Genomic DNA, 13,947 nt, shown 5'->3' with positions numbered 1-13,947 from the left:
GCCGAGACCCGGCAAGGACGCCATAGAAATGCACAGAACCCTCATCGAGATCGCCAGCGTTCTTCTGATCGCCGCCTACATGGCGGCCTATCTGCTGAATCCCTTGCCCTGGTGACGGGAGTCCAACAGGGTGGGATGGGCGAATGAATTCGCCCCTACAGGACACCTCTAAAAACGTAGACGAGGCAGTCAGCACAAGGCCTCGGCGGCCCCACAAAAACAAGCGAAAAAGCGCAGTTTACGGGCTGTAAATGAGCATTTTGACTGGGCTCGCATTCGAGCTTGTTTTTAACGCAGTGATGACAACGCAGGTAGTTTTTAGAGGTGCCCTACAAGCGCTCCATTGTGGGAGCAAATTCATTCGCGACGGCTGCGATTTTTGTAGGAGCCAGCTCTGCTGGCGAATCGCCGGTGCGAGTCCCTTCGCGAGCAGAGCTCGCTCCTACAAAGGCAAGACGTGGCCTCCGTTGTAGGGGCGAATTTATTCGCCCGGTTCAGAACGCCCCATCCGTCGAGCGCGACAACTCGCTCCACTGTTCCATCTCGCCGCGAACCTGCTCCAGCTTGCCGAGGATGCCGTGCAGGGCATCGGAGCCGGCCGCGTAACGCAGCGGCGGATTCGCCTCGCCAGCGAGGCGCACCAGGGCCTGGCCCAGTTTCGCCGGGTCGCCGGCCTGGCGGTGGTTGTGCGCTTCATAGGTCTCGCGCCACTGCGCCGAGCGGCTGGCGTAGTCGGCGTCATCGACCGGGCGGTTGCCGTAGCGCACCGAGCTGCCGTCGAGGAAGTCGGTCCGGAAGAAACCGGGCTCGACGAGGGTGACGCGGATACCGAAGTCCGCCACTTCCAAGGCCAGGGATTCGGAGAAGCCCTCCAGCGCGAATTTAGTCGCGCAGTACACCGAGGCACCGGCGAAGCCGAGCATGCCGCCTACCGACGACAGGTTGAAAATATGCCCGGCGCGCTGGCGACGCATGATCGGCAGTACTGCGCGGGTGACATGGAAGGCACCGAACAGGTTGGTGGCGAATTGGTTCTCGATAGCCTGGGCATCGATCTCTTCGAAACCACCCATCTGGCCGTAGCCGGCATTGTTTACCACTACATCGATCCTGCCGAAACGCGCCAGGGCGGCGGCCACCGCCGCTTCCGCCTGGGGCTCCAGGGACACGTCCAGTTCGACGGCCAGCACGCGCTCGCGGTAGGCGGCGTAGGTCTTCTCCAACTGCTCGCGGTTGCGCCCCGTGGCAACGACGTTGTCGCCGGCGGACAGGGCCGCTTTCGCGATTTCCGCGCCGATGCCGCGCGAGGCGCCGGTAATGAACCAGGTCTTGCTCATGATCGTTTCTCCGTGTGCCGGGAGGATTCCCGGGTCGAGGAGATGCTAGGGAGAAAGCCCCTTCGACCATTACCACGATGCTGCCGAGCGCTTGCACGATCCTGCCGAGCCTGGAACCGCTATCCATCTTTATGCCACCCAAATAAAAACCGAATATGACTTGGGATCCACCTGGGGAGACTCGAGTCCGGTCGTCTTTCGAACGAGTCTTCCCAAGGAGCCATCATGCATATAGGTAACTCTGGTAACCAAAGCCCACTCTCCCTGCTGGGAGATTCCTTCCGCTCCGATCACGACCCCGATGGAGGGAATGTTTCCGGCCGGTCGAATGCTCCGTCGAGCACCGGTGCGACCTATATGGGCTCGACCCGTTGGGTGAATACCGTCATTGGCGTAGAGGCTCCGGAGCATTCACCGAATGCCGTCGCGCTGCGGGGCAAGCTGCACCAGATCTTCGAACCGCACATCACCGGGCAGAACAGGCAGGCGTTCGAACAACTGATCGACCAGCGGGCGATTCGCCTGAACGAGATGGGCGAGACGCCGGAAAGCGTCGAGGCCACGTTGGCCAAGGGGCAGAAGTTGGATCGTCTGTCCCAGGGGGTGGTAGGGGCAGTGCGCTCGGTCCCCTTCGCAATTGCTTCACGCTTGATCGATACGGTGCCCGGTCTCACAGCCTTCGCCAAAACACCTCAAATGATCGGTTTCATCGCCGGCCTGTTCTCGGGGGCTGTCGATACGGTCGGTGGTGGGAGCGGGTTGCTGAAAAAGGCCACCAGCGATACCCAATGGCTGACAGCGAAACCGGAGCAACTGGAAGCGGTGATGGCCGATGCCGCCAAGGCCAGGGAGCCCGGATTGGGGCGGACTGCCACCGAGGTGACCGTGGCCTTCCAGACCTACAGCCTGCGCAACGTGCTGCGTATCGGCACGGCGGCCGTCGGGGCGGACAAACTATCGGAAAAGGGAGCAGCGGAGCTGGATTCCTGGATGAGTGCCGCGGGAGGCGTGGCGGCAGGTGTTGCCTCTTATGCGGGGCTCAACGCCGTGAGCGAGCAGAATCACCGGGTCGGCCCCGAATACCTGCTGGGCCGCCAGGATTGGGAGGCGCAATACACGGCATTGAAGGATGTCAATCCGTGGAAGGACCCTCTGATCAATGGGGGAAAGCGTCTTCTCCAGATTCCGGTGGACGCGACGACCGAAACGCTGTCGTCGATCCGCAACCTGGGCACGGCCACCAACCTGACCCTCAGCGTAGGTATCCTGGGGGGCGGCTTCGCGGGCGCCGTGGCAGCGAAGGCCGCCGCGACCGAAGCGGCGAAAAAGGCCGGGATCGGCGCCGTCGGTACCGCGGCCATCGGTCAGGCGGTGAACACCGCCGTTTCGGCTCCGGTGTTTGGAGTCTGGACGACAGCCGCTGTTCTGGGCGGGCCGGTGTTCGACAAGGCGGCCAGTCTCATCCAGCAGAAAGCGGGCTCGCTGCTCGACCAGGCGGCCAACCGTCTGCACGGTAGCCCATCCGGTTCGCAACCACTGCCCAGCGAGCCGCATGACGACACCGAGCTGGAGACGATGGAAGGGGGAGGCCAACCATCTTCGGGCCCCAACGAAACGGGCGATCACGTCGTGCTGGAGATCAGGGAGGAAGAGGATCAGCACCACCGGCAACCTCCGCTGAATGCCGCCGAACGCAACGTGTGAACGCAACCGCGCCAGCGCGTGCTGGCGCGGTCTCGTACGTTCAGCGCTCTCCCCGATCAGGCTTCCGTCAGCACCCGCAGACTGACGTCGACCACGTCTGCGGCTACCTGCTCGCGATAGGCCAGCATGTGGGGCGCTTCGAGGTGGGCCTTCAGGTGTTCCAGACTTTCCCAGCGCTCCACCATCAGGATGCTGGTGTCGTCCCTGGTTTGGCGTGGCAGGTTGGTGTCGGCGTCCAGGGTTGCGGTGTAACCGAGGCAGCCGGCCTCGGCACGCACGAGCGGGGTGATGGCGGCGAACGCCTGGAGGACACGCGGCCGTGCTCCGGGTGCAGTTCTGATGTCGGCAATCACATGGATCATCGGATTCTCCTCGAGCAGAGCGGCAAAGTCGTCGCAGCGTAGCAGGCGATCAGTCCCAGTTCGGCGCGAAGCCGGGATTGGCGATGCGCTCGTTGCGGTCCAGCCCGGCGATGGCGGCCATGTCTTCGTCGGACAAGCGCAGCCGCTGGGCCTCCAGGTTGCTGGCGAGATTCTCCCGGCGGGTGGACGACGGAATCACCGCGAAGCCCTGTTGCAGCAGCCAGGCCAGGGCCACCTGGGCCGGCGTGGCATCGTGACGGGCGGCGATGCCCTGGAGCAGCGGATCGTGCAGCACCTTGCCATAGGCCAGCGGCATATAGGCGGTCAGGTGGATGCCGTGGCGGCGGGCGAAGTCCACCAGGGCATGGTTCTGCAGGAAGGGGTGGATTTCCACCTGGTTGGTGGCGATCTCGTCGGCACCCACGGTGTCGATGGCCCGTTGCAGATGGGCGATGGTGAAGTTGGAAACGCCGATCGACCGGGTCAGGCCCTGGCGCCTGGCTTCCAGCAGGCTGCCAAGGTAGTCGGCCACGTCCAGTTCGTCGCCGGGCGACGGCCAGTGGATCAGCGTCAGGTCGACCTGCTCCAGGCGCAGCTTGGCGAGGCTTTCCTCGAGGCTGGGAATCAGCCGGTCGCGACCGAGGTTGGCGGTCCAGACCTTGGTGGTGACGAACAGCTCGTCGCGCGGCACATCGCTCTCGGCGATGGCCTGGCCAACGTCGGCCTCGTTCTCGTAGATCTGTGCGGTATCGATGTGGCGGTAGCCCAGCTCCAGGCCCATGCGGACCGAATCGATCACCTGCAGGCCCTTGAGGCGGAAGGTGCCGAGGCCGAATGCGGGAATACTCATGCGTTGTCTCCGTGATTGAAAAAGTCAGTGGCCGGCGGCGAATGCCGTTTCAGCGGAATGGGCGGGCGCCGGGCCGTTGCGGTCGAGGCGGCCGCTCCAGGCGGTCAGCGCCAGTGCCACCAGCACCACCAGGGCGCCAATCCAGGCGGTATGGATCAGACCCAGGGAGGCGACGATATGTCCCCCGATCCAGGCGCCGCCGGCGATACCCAGGTTGAAGGCCGCGATGTTCAAACCCGAGGCGACGTCCACCGCCCCCGGTGTGTGGTGTTCCGCCTGGCGCACCACATAGACCTGCAGGCCCGGCACGTTGCCGAACGCCACCGCGCCCCACACCAGTACCGTGGCCAGCGCCAGCCAGGGCGTGGCGGCGGTGAAGGTGAAGACGAACAGCACCGCCGCGAGCAGGGCGAAGATGATCAGCAATGCGCCGATGGGACCGCGGCGGTCGGCCAGCTTGCCGCCCCAGAGGTTGCCCACCGCCACCGAGACGCCATACACCAGCAGCACCAGGCCCACGGAGCCGGCGCTGAACCCGGTGATCTCCTGCAGGATCGGGGCGAGGAAGGTGAAGGCGATGAAGGAGCCGCCGTAGCCGATCGCAGTCATCGCGTAGACCAGCAGCAGGCGCGGGGTCTTCAACACCCGGAGCTGTTGCAGCAGCGATGCCGGCTTGCTGTGCGGGATATCCGCCGGGACGAAGACCAGGCTGCCGAGAAAGGCGATCACGCCCAGTGCCGACACCGCCAGGAAGGTCTCGCGCCAGCCGAACTGCTGACCGATGAAGGTACCCAGTGGCACGCCGGTGACCAGGGCCACGGTGAGGCCGGTGAACATGATGGCGATGGCACTGGCGGCCTTCTCCTTGGAAACCAGGCCGGTGGCGATGGTCGAGCCGATGGAGAAGAACACCCCGTGGGCGAGGCCGGTGACGATGCGCGCCAGGATCAGCGATTCGTAGCCGGGCGCCTGCCAGGCCAGCAGGTTACCGAGGGTGAACAGGGCCATCAGCGCCAACAGCAGGCGCTTGCGCGGCACGCGGCCGGTGAGTGCGGTGAGCAAGGGCGCGCCGACCGCCACGCCGAGGGCATAGAGACTGACCAGCAGGCCGGCCGACGGCAGGCTGACGCCGAGGTTGCTGGCGATGGTGGGGATCAGGCCGACGATGACGAACTCCGTCGTGCCGATGGCGAAGGCGCTCAGGGTGAGCGCGAGCAAGGCAATGGGCATGGGATGAGGCTCCGGTGATTGATGGCGCGCAGTCTGTACGCCAGACTCATGCGGAAAAACCGGGTCTCACGCCAAGGATATTTGCTTGCGAGTCATGAATGAATGAAAACGACGCTGGATGAATTGCAGGCCTTCACCACGGTGGTCGACAGTGGCTCCATCACCGCCGCCTCCGAACAACTGGGGCAGACCGCCTCCGGCATCAGCCGGGCTATCGGCCGCCTGGAGGACAAGCTCGAAGTCACCTTGCTGCGGCGCACCACCCGCCGCCTGGAGTTGACCGAGGAGGGCGAGGCGTTCCTTGCCCAGGCCCGGCGGATTCTCGCCAGCGTCGAGGAGGCGGAAGAGCAGATGGCGGTACGGCGCCAGAGCCCGTCCGGGCGCCTGCGGGTCAACGCCGCCTCGCCGTTCATGCTGCACGTGTTGGTGCCACTGGTGGGCGGCTTCCGCCTGCGTTATCCGGACATCGAGCTGGAGCTGCACACCAGCGACCAGATCATCGACCTGATCGAGCAGCGTACCGACCTGGCGATTCGCATCGGCACGCTGCGCGACTCCAGCCTGCACGCCCGTGCGCTTGGTGCCAGCCGCCTGCGTGTGCTGGCCAGCCCGGCCTACCTGTCGGCGCGAGGGGCGCCGGCCAATGTGGACGAGCTGGCCGGGCACAGCCTGCTCGGCTTCACCCAGCCGGAGAGCCTGAACCAGTGGCCGCTGCGCCACGCCCATGGCGACGGCCTGGCGGTGACGCCGACACTGCAGGCGTCCAGCGGAGAGACCCTGCGCCAACTGGCGCTGGCCGGGGAGGGGCTGGTCTGCCTGTCCGACTTTATGACCGCCCGCGACCGTGCCGACGGGGGGCTGGTCCAGGTGCTGGCAGGCGAAACGCTGGACGTGTGCCAGCCAATCCACGCGGTGTACTACCGCAACACCGCGCTTGCCTCGCGCATCGCCTGTTTCCTCGACTATCTTGGCGAACACCTCGCCGCACAGCCGTGGAATGCGCGCCGGCCCTGATCACATCGGCCCCGGCTCGGGGATCGGATCGGGCGGCGGGGGCAGTTCTTCCAGGTTTTCCAACGCCTCTTCGTCGAGGTCGGGGGCTTCCTGCTGGTCTTCGCTCTCGGCCTGATCGAGGTCGTTCAGCGGCGACTCGTCGGCCAGCCAGGCGAGATGGAACCGGTCGTCCCGGTGCTCCAGGCAGGACAGGTTGTGAATAAGCATGGACACCTCGTCATTTTCCCAAGGGCCTACGGGTTAGGCCCCTGTCGGCGGCGAGCGTTCGCCAGAGAAGTGTTCCGCATAGAGGCCGCTGGCCCAGTCGACGAATACCTTCACCCGTGGCGAGAGCTGGCGATGGTAGGGATAGAGCACCGAGACCGGCAGACCGGGGGCCGGCCAGTCGGCGAGGACTTCCACCAGCCGTCCGGCGCGCAGATGGCCTTCGACATGAAAGCGCGGCAACTGGATCAACCCGCAACCGCTCAGGGCGCAGGCGACGTAGCTTTCCGCGTCGTTGACGCGCATCCAGCCGCCCAGGTCGTACTCCCGTGTCTGTCCATCGATCTGGAACGTGAACGGATAGCGAATATCCTGCTGGCTGGAGAAAAAGCCCACCGCCTGGTGTGTGGCCAACTCCTCCGGATGCCGCGGCGTACCGTGGCGAGCCAGGTAGTTCGGGCTGGCGCAGACCACTTCCGGCATCAACGCCAAGCGCCTGGCCACCAGCGACGAGTCGCGTGGATTACCGGCGCGCACCACGCAGTCGATGCCCTCGCGAACGAGGTCCACCAGCCGGTCGCCGCTACTGATTACCAGCTCGATATGCGGGTAGCGCGCATGAAATTCGGCGATGCGCGGCAGGATGATCAGTGTCGCGTGGCTACCGTGAAGGTCCAGGCGCAGCGTACCGCGCGGATCGCTGGCCGCTGTGCTGAGCGCCGACTCGGCGTCCTCCAGTTCACGGAGGACATGCCGGCAGCGTTCGTAGAATGCCTGGCCATCGAAGGTTGGCCGCACCTGGCGGGTGGTGCGCTCCAGCAGGCGGGCGCCGAGGCGCGCTTCCAATTGCTTGATGGCATGGGTGGCGGTGGCGCGGGGAATGTCCAGGGCACCAGCGGCTTGGGTGAAACTGCCCAATTCGATGATGCGGGTGAAGAGCTTCAGCGTATCCAGCCGATCCATGACGATGCCTTTGTTGACTGTTGTTGAACAGTCTTGGCAATTCTTACGGATTTATCCAATCGATGACCCTGCGGAAACTGTCTCCGTCATCCCCTCTTTTGGAGTTTCCGTCATGCACGTTTCTCACCGAACCGCTCTCGTCACCGGCGCCTCCCGCGGCATTGGGCGCGCCATCGCCCTGCGTCTGGCGGAGGATGGCTTTGCCGTGGCCGTCAATTACGCCGGTAACCGCGAGGCCGCCAACGAGGTGGTTGCCCTTATCGTCGAGCGCGGCGGTCGCGCTATCGCGGTGCAGGGCGACGTCGCCGAGCCAGCCGACATGGAAAGCCTATTCGCCGCCACCCAGGAAGCCTTCGGACATATCGACGTGGTGGTCAACAGCGCCGGTTCCATGCCGTATCTGAAAATCGCCGACCTGGATCTGGAAGGTTTCGACCGGGTCATCCGCACCAATCTGCGCGGCGCCTTCATCGTGCTCGGCCAGGCGGCCCGTCATGTCGAGCGCGGCGGACGGATCATCGCCCTGTCCACCAGCGTGATTGCCAAGGCGTTTCCCTGCTACGGCCCCTACATCGCCTCCAAGGCGGGTGTCGAAGGGCTGGTCCATGTGTTGGCGAACGAACTGCGTGGCCGCGACATCACCGTCAATGCCGTCGCGCCTGGCCCGGTTCCCACCGAGTTGTTTCTACAGGGTAAAAGTGCCGAGCAGGTCGAGCAGATTCGCCTGCTCCCTCCGTTGGAACGACTCGGCACCGTGGAGGAAATCGCGGGAGCGGTGGCCTTCCTCGCCGGCCCGGACGGGGGGTGGATCAACTCCCAGGTGCTCCGTGCCAACGGTGGCTTCGCTTGATCGGCCGCCCTGGGTACCGAGGAAGGAATCCCATGCGATCCGCAAAAAAAACCAGCGGGCAATAGGGGAAGCTGCACCCGCTGGTTATGGAAAAACAGCCAGGACCGGGGCGCTGCCCCGGCGTACATCAGGTATGGCTTTCCTCGATCTTGCGGCCGTTCAGCGGCTGGGTCGGACGCGCATTCATCGGGTAGAGATGCTGGAACGAGACAATCTGCTTGTGGGACAGCTCGATAGGCTGCTTGAGCACCTGCCAGCGCACGTTCTCGCTGCACGGCGGGGTGGTGAGCGAGCCGGTGAAGGCGTAGTAGCCATGCTGCGGTGGCAGGATGTCGGCCGGGTTCAGCTGGACTTCCAGCGGATGGGATTCGCCTTCCTTCGTCGGAAGGGCGGCGAGCACCTTGGCCAGGCCCGGGTTCTCGTGGCCTTCCTTGATCAGCACGGCGACGACCGCCAGTTGACCGTCGGCACTCTTGTGCACGAAGTGCGCGACCATCGGGAAGGCCATGCCGGCGACCTTCTCTTCGCTCGGCGTATGGAAGTGGAACTGCAGCAGCTCGTAGCGGGAGCCGCCGATATCGATGCTACCGGACTTGGGCAGGGTGACCTGGATGGTGTGGCCGTTGTTCACCACTTCGGCCGGGCCGGCGGTGTAGTCGAACTGGATTTCCGGAAGGTCGGCCTTCACAGCGTTACGGATGTCGATCGGCGACTGCATCTTGCCAAGTGCACAGGTGCTGAAGCCCGGATCCATCTGGGCCCAATGGTCCGGGCCGTTTTCACCCTGGTAGCTCCAGTGCGTCGGCGGCGTCGGCTCGGCGGCCAGCGCGACGGAAACGGACAGGGCGCTCACCGCCCCCAGCAGAAATCTTCTCATGGCGTTTCTCTCGTATTGCCAATGGACTGCCGTCATGGCCGCCGGGGTGCGGCGGCTTGACGCACAAGATCATGCGGGGGGTGGGCTTGCTGTCTCCGAGAGGTCCGAAGCAAGTCAAGTGTGACGTGGTTGGCGGTTGTTGGAATAAGTGGTCGTGGGATGTTGGTTTCAGCCGAAGCGCACCAGGTTATGCACTGGCAACGGACCGCCCGGGAATTGTGCCAGGCGGCCACCGCCGGCCAGGGTGCCGAGATCGATACCGGCAAAACCGAGGCGCTCGATCAGCTTGCCGACCTCGGCTTTCGCCCGGGTATCGTCACCGGAGTAGAACAGTACGCGGCGGCCGCCTTCGGTCTGCGGATCGCTGGCGAGCAGCGCTGCCTGCAAATGGTTGAAGGCTTTCACCACCCGCGCGCCGGGCACCAGGTCCGACACCACTTCGCTGGAGGCGCGGTTGCCGAGGTCCACCGCGGTGAAACTGGGCGCCTCGATGGCATTGTTGGCATCGATGATGATGCGCCCATCCCAGGGACCAAGGTCTTTCAGGGCTTCCGGCAATCTCGACCAGTTAACCGCCAGGAAGACGATATCGGCCTGGGCGGCTTCGCGAGTGGTGACTGCGCTGGCATGTGGTCCCAGGTCGCGGACCAAGGCGGTCAGGCTTTCCGGCCCCCGGCTGTTGGCAATGCTGAAGTCGAGGCCGGCAGCGGCCAGGCGTTGGGCAATGGCCGTGCCGATGGCACCGGCGCCGATAATGGAAAGGGTCATGGTGTCTCCTTGGAGCGGGTTGTCGATGGATTGGGAAAGGGGAGTGGACATAGGGGTAATCTCGGGTTGCGTTGTCAGGTGAAGTCACTATCGGTGTTCGACTTATCCTTCGGTAGCAGGTAATGGCTAGAATCACTTTCAATCGATAGTTGAAGACGCTCCGTCATGGAAACCCTGGCCAATCTGGAATCCTTCGTTCGCAGTGCCGAACTCGGCAGTTTTTCCGCCGCCGCTCGCCGGCTCGGCCTCACCCCTGCTGCGGTCAGCCGCAATGTCGCCCAATTGGAGCGTAACCTCGGTGTACGCCTGTTCCAGCGCAGCACCCGGCGTCTCACGCTCACGGAAGCTGGAGAGCGCTTCCTCGGTTCGGTCAGCGGGGGGCTGGAAAGCATTCAGGTGGCCATTGCCGAGCTGGCCGGCACGGTCAGCGAGCCTTCCGGTGTGTTACGGATCAGTGCGGCGCCCGCGTTCGGCCGTGACCATCTGCTGCCGTTGATGCCGGCGTTCTGTGCGCGTTTCCCGGCGGTGGAGCTGGAATGGCAATTCGATAATCGTCCCGTGGACCTGATCGCCGAAGGTTTCGACGTGGCAATCGGCGGTGGCTTCGAACTGACGCCGGGTGTGGTCGCACGGGAGCTGACCCGTCTGCATATCGTTGCGGTGGCCTCGCCCGCCTATCTGCAGGGCCGCCTGTTGCCGCTCGATCCTTCCGATCTGGCGGCATGGGACGGCATTGCCATGCGCTCGATGCGCACTGGCCGAGTACGGCAATGGCAGCTGCGTCATGGGGACGGCCGGGAAATGCCGGTGGAGTTTCGCGCCAGGATGCGGGTGAACGATCCGGCAGCACTGTGCCGCAGCGTGCTGCTCGGTCTTGGTGTAGGGCTGCTGGCGGTCCCTGATGTGCTGCCCCATCTGCGTAGCGGAGCGTTGGTACGGGTGTTACCGGAGTGGTATGCCGACGCCGGGCCGATTTCGCTCTACTTCGCCAGTGGCCGGCTGTTGCCGGCGAAGACGAGGGCTTTCATCGATCATCTCAGTGAGCGCTTTCGTGCGCTCGGGCTGGCGCAGGCGTTCCGCGCGGACCAGGCAATCTGACGATCGCTGCGTCGCAACGAGCCGCTTCTACGCTCCGTTTCGGCCAAGCAATCCACGGAAACGCTGGAACGCCGCTGTGGCGTAGCCGTCGCGCCACACTAGCCAGGTGTCGATCTCGCGAAGCGAGTGAGTGACGACCGGCGCCGGGTCGCGCTGCAAGTCGAGTATCGAGCGTGGCAGCACGCCGCTGCAGGTGCCGGCCGCGACGCAGGCGAGGATGGCGTGGTAGGAGCCGACTTCCTGGACGCGGAAACCGGGCGGGGTGCCCTCGGCGGTCAGCCATTGCTCGCCTATCTGGCGGTAGGTGCAGCCCTTGGCGAAGCCGGCGAGGGTTTGCACGCGCAACTGCGCCGGGCTTTCCACGACGGGGTGACCGGGCGGCAGGACCAGCAGCAACTCCTCCCGGAACACCGCGTCGCCTTGCAGGCCGTGTCCCGGCAGCGCTGCGGCGTCCAGGTTCTCCGGCAGCGCCACGAGCGCGCAATCCAGCCGTCGTGCGAGCACGCCGTCGATCAGTGCGGCGCTGGTGCCGGTGCTCACTTCCAACGTGACTTCGGGGCATTCGCCGTGAAACGCCGCCAACGGCCGTGGTAGATGTGTCGCGGCGGTGCTTTCCATGCTGCCCAGGCGCAGTCGTCCGCCGGGGTGGTCGGGGTGCATCGCTTGGCGCGCTTCGTCGGCCAGCGACAGCAGGCGCTCGGCGTAGTCGAGGAATGTGCGGCCCTGCTCGGTCAGGGCCATGCGCTTGCCGTCACGCAGGAACAGCGCAACGCCCAGCTCCTCTTCCAGTTGCTGGATGCGCGTGGTGACGTTCGACTGCACCCGCTGCAGGCGTTGGGCGGCACGGGTGATGCTGTTCTCCAGGGCAACCAGGCGGAAGATTTCCAGGGTGGTGAGGTCCATTTCTATCTCAATTCAAGAATGTATTTGTAACGATCATCTTTTCTTGAGATAACCTGGTCAAGTCGCATCACTTGGAAGGATTCAGCATGGCCACTCGCCTCACTCGTCTGCTCGGTATCGAGCATCCCATCATCCAGGCGCCGATGGTGGGCGTGTCCACGCCGGCGCTGGCTGCGGCGGTCAGCAATGCCGGGGCGCTGGGTTCCATTGGCATCGGCGCCAGCACGCCGGAGCAGGCGCGCGCGATGATCGCGGCGACCCGCGCACTCACCGGCAAGCCATTCAACGTCAATCTGTTCTGCCATCGCCCGGCTCAGGCCGACCCGGCCCGTGAGGCCGCATGGCTGGCGCATTTGCGCCCGGTGTTCGCCGAGTTCGGTGCCGAACCGCCGACGGGGCTGACGGAGATCTACAAGAGTTTCGTCGAGGACGAGGCGATGCTGGAGATGCTGCTGGCCGAGCGCCCTGCTGTGGTGAGCTTCCATTTCGGCCTGCCGCGCCAGGAGTGGATCGATGCGCTGCGCGCGGCCGGGGTTCGCCTGTTGGCCAGCGCCACCACCCTGGCCGAGGCGGAGCAGGTCGAGGCGGCGGGAATCGACGCGGTGGTAGCCCAGGGCTACGAAGCGGGCGGCCACCGCGGGGTGTTCGAGCCCGAACGGGGCGATGCGCGGATCGGCACCTTCGCCCTGGTGCGCCTGCTGTCCAGCCGCTGCCGGCAGCCGGTGATCGCGGCGGGTGGGTTGATGGATGGCGCCGGTCTGGCCGCTGTTTTCGCGCTGGGGGCCGAAGCCGGACAGCTTGGTACAGCCTTCATCGGTTGCCCGGAGTCTGCCGCCAACGCCGCTTTTCGCGCGGCGCTCAAGGGCGAGCGCGGCCAGCGTACCCAGGTGACCGCCGGGATATCCGGGCGTGCCGCGCGCGGGTTGCCGAATCGCCTGTTCGAGACGGTCGACGATCCGAACGCGCCGCCGCTGCCGGGCTACCCCATCGCCTACGACGCGGCCAAGGCCCTGGTCGCCGCCGCCACGGCCCAGGGCAATGGCGATTTCGCCGTGCAATGGGCCGGGCAGGGTGCGCCGTTGGCACGGGAGCTGCCTGCGGCAGAACTGGTACAGACGCTGATGACGGAGCTGCGCGAGGCGACTCAGCGGCCGGCGTGCAGCGCCACCCAGTCGGCATAGGCACCGACGAACTTCTCCAGGAACGGTTTGATGCCATCGGTAAGGTTGCCGGCTTCGTCGAAGAAGCCGGCCGCACCGCCGAGGTAAGCCTCGGGTTGCTGCATCATGCGCACGTCGAGGAACACCATGGACTGGCGCAGGTGATGGTTGGCACCGAAGCCGCCGATGGCTCCTGGCGAGGCGCTGAGCACCGCCCCCGGCTTGCCGGTGAAGTGGCTCTGTCCATAGGGGCGCGAGCCGACATCGATGGCGTTCTTCATCGGTGCCGGCATCGAGCGGTTGTACTCCGGGGTGACGAAGAGGAAGGCATCGGCGGCCTTCAGCTTGTCGCGGAAGGCGGTGTAGGACGCGGGTGGCGGGGTGACGTCGATATCCTCGTTGTACAACGGCAACTCGCCGATCTCGACGATTTCCATATTCAGCGAGGACGGCGCCAGCCCGACCAGCGCATTGGCCAGTTTGCGGTTGATGGACGCCTTGCGCAGGCTGCCGACGATGACCGCGACCTTGTAGACCTTGCTCATGGATGCTCCTTCTTTCGGGACGGGTAGAAGCCTGAAGACTGGAGCGGATAACTATAGTTCGCCCGCCGTAGCGATGGCCGGG

General features: G+C 65.1%; 15 protein-coding genes. 5 read left to right on the top strand and 10 right to left on the bottom strand.

The features are described 5' to 3' along the window. Positions 1-494: 494 nt before the first annotated feature. Entirely contained in the window at positions 495-1,337 is an 843-nt protein-coding gene (locus tag PIN01S_RS12595) for an oxidoreductase (RefSeq protein ID WP_084336018.1), read from the bottom strand. Between the two features lie 225 nt (positions 1,338-1,562). Between PIN01S_RS12595 and PIN01S_RS12590 the strand changes: the two genes are divergently transcribed. Continuing rightward, positions 1,563-3,041 carry a hypothetical protein gene (locus tag PIN01S_RS12590; RefSeq protein WP_139198596.1) on the top strand — a complete coding sequence of 493 codons (1,479 nt, stop codon included), beginning with the start codon at positions 1,563-1,565 and terminating at the stop codon, positions 3,039-3,041. A 56-nt stretch (positions 3,042-3,097) separates the two neighbouring features. On the opposite strand, the gene PIN01S_RS12585 is transcribed toward PIN01S_RS12590, so the two are convergent. Genes PIN01S_RS12585 through PIN01S_RS12575 form a run of 3 tightly spaced genes read right to left on the bottom strand, consistent with a single transcriptional unit; the run spans position 3,098 to position 5,483 of the window. Then, complete coding sequence (locus PIN01S_RS12585; protein ID WP_084336017.1) at positions 3,098-3,403, bottom strand: putative quinol monooxygenase; 306 nt, start codon at positions 3,401-3,403, stop codon at positions 3,098-3,100. 49 nt (positions 3,404-3,452) lie between these two features. Then, on the bottom strand, positions 3,453-4,253 hold the full coding sequence (gene dkgB / locus PIN01S_RS12580) for a 2,5-didehydrogluconate reductase DkgB (RefSeq protein WP_084336016.1): 801 nt from the start codon (positions 4,251-4,253) through the stop codon (positions 3,453-3,455). Between the two features lie 24 nt (positions 4,254-4,277). Continuing rightward, a complete protein-coding gene (locus tag PIN01S_RS12575; RefSeq protein ID WP_084336015.1) occupies positions 4,278-5,483 on the bottom strand; it encodes an MFS transporter in 1,206 nt (401 codons plus the stop codon). Positions 5,484-5,585: 102 nt separating this feature from the next. On the opposite strand from PIN01S_RS12575, the gene PIN01S_RS12570 reads away from it, so the two are divergent. Then, positions 5,586-6,497 (top strand): LysR substrate-binding domain-containing protein, encoded by a 912-nt coding sequence (locus tag PIN01S_RS12570; RefSeq protein ID WP_084336014.1) that lies wholly within the window; start codon positions 5,586-5,588, stop codon positions 6,495-6,497. Here the strand turns inward: PIN01S_RS12570 and PIN01S_RS12565 are convergent, their stop codons facing one another. Together PIN01S_RS12565 and PIN01S_RS12560 are read right to left on the bottom strand one after the other, a co-directional pair. After that, the gene (locus PIN01S_RS12565) at positions 6,498-6,704 is read right to left on the bottom strand and encodes a hypothetical protein (protein ID WP_084336013.1); all 207 of its coding nucleotides are present in this window, start codon (positions 6,702-6,704) and stop codon (positions 6,498-6,500) included. A gap of 33 nt (positions 6,705-6,737) precedes the next feature. After that, positions 6,738-7,664 carry a LysR family transcriptional regulator gene (locus PIN01S_RS12560; protein WP_084336012.1) on the bottom strand — a complete coding sequence of 309 codons (927 nt, stop codon included), beginning with the start codon at positions 7,662-7,664 and terminating at the stop codon, positions 6,738-6,740. Between the two features lie 112 nt (positions 7,665-7,776). Between PIN01S_RS12560 and PIN01S_RS12555 the strand changes: the two genes are divergently transcribed. Then, positions 7,777-8,514 carry an SDR family oxidoreductase gene (locus tag PIN01S_RS12555; protein ID WP_084336011.1) on the top strand — a complete coding sequence of 246 codons (738 nt, stop codon included), beginning with the start codon at positions 7,777-7,779 and terminating at the stop codon, positions 8,512-8,514. A 127-nt stretch (positions 8,515-8,641) separates the two neighbouring features. Here PIN01S_RS12555 and PIN01S_RS12550 read toward each other — a convergent pair whose 3' ends face one another. After that, positions 8,642-9,391, bottom strand: coding sequence for a carbonic anhydrase (locus PIN01S_RS12550; RefSeq protein ID WP_084336010.1), 750 nt, complete (start codon positions 9,389-9,391; stop codon positions 8,642-8,644). 168 nt (positions 9,392-9,559) lie between these two features. After that, complete coding sequence (locus tag PIN01S_RS12545; RefSeq protein WP_084336009.1) at positions 9,560-10,159, bottom strand: NADPH-dependent F420 reductase; 600 nt, start codon at positions 10,157-10,159, stop codon at positions 9,560-9,562. A 165-nt stretch (positions 10,160-10,324) separates the two neighbouring features. Here PIN01S_RS12545 and PIN01S_RS12540 point away from each other — a divergent pair, with 165 nt between their 5' ends. Continuing rightward, positions 10,325-11,257 (top strand): LysR family transcriptional regulator, encoded by a 933-nt coding sequence (locus PIN01S_RS12540; protein ID WP_084336008.1) that lies wholly within the window; start codon positions 10,325-10,327, stop codon positions 11,255-11,257. A 27-nt stretch (positions 11,258-11,284) separates the two neighbouring features. On the opposite strand, the gene PIN01S_RS12535 is transcribed toward PIN01S_RS12540, so the two are convergent. Then, positions 11,285-12,160 (bottom strand): LysR family transcriptional regulator, encoded by an 876-nt coding sequence (locus PIN01S_RS12535; RefSeq protein WP_084336007.1) that lies wholly within the window; start codon positions 12,158-12,160, stop codon positions 11,285-11,287. Positions 12,161-12,246: 86 nt separating this feature from the next. Between PIN01S_RS12535 and PIN01S_RS12530 the strand changes: the two genes are divergently transcribed. Continuing rightward, positions 12,247-13,341 carry an NAD(P)H-dependent flavin oxidoreductase gene (locus PIN01S_RS12530; RefSeq protein ID WP_084336006.1) on the top strand — a complete coding sequence of 365 codons (1,095 nt, stop codon included), beginning with the start codon at positions 12,247-12,249 and terminating at the stop codon, positions 13,339-13,341. On the opposite strand, the gene PIN01S_RS12525 is transcribed toward PIN01S_RS12530, so the two are convergent. After that, on the bottom strand, positions 13,305-13,865 hold the full coding sequence (locus PIN01S_RS12525; RefSeq protein ID WP_084336005.1) for an NADPH-dependent FMN reductase: 561 nt from the start codon (positions 13,863-13,865) through the stop codon (positions 13,305-13,307). The two genes, PIN01S_RS12530 and PIN01S_RS12525, sit on opposite strands and share 37 nt — an antisense overlap. Positions 13,866-13,947 lie beyond the last annotated feature (82 nt).

This window comes from Pseudomonas indica NBRC 103045 (assembly GCF_002091635.1).
Classification (GTDB): Bacteria; Pseudomonadota; Gammaproteobacteria; order Pseudomonadales; family Pseudomonadaceae; genus Pseudomonas_M; species Pseudomonas_M indica.
The sequence above is the reverse complement of the archived record's forward strand: the minus strand, read 5'-3'. Positions and strand labels throughout refer to the sequence as shown.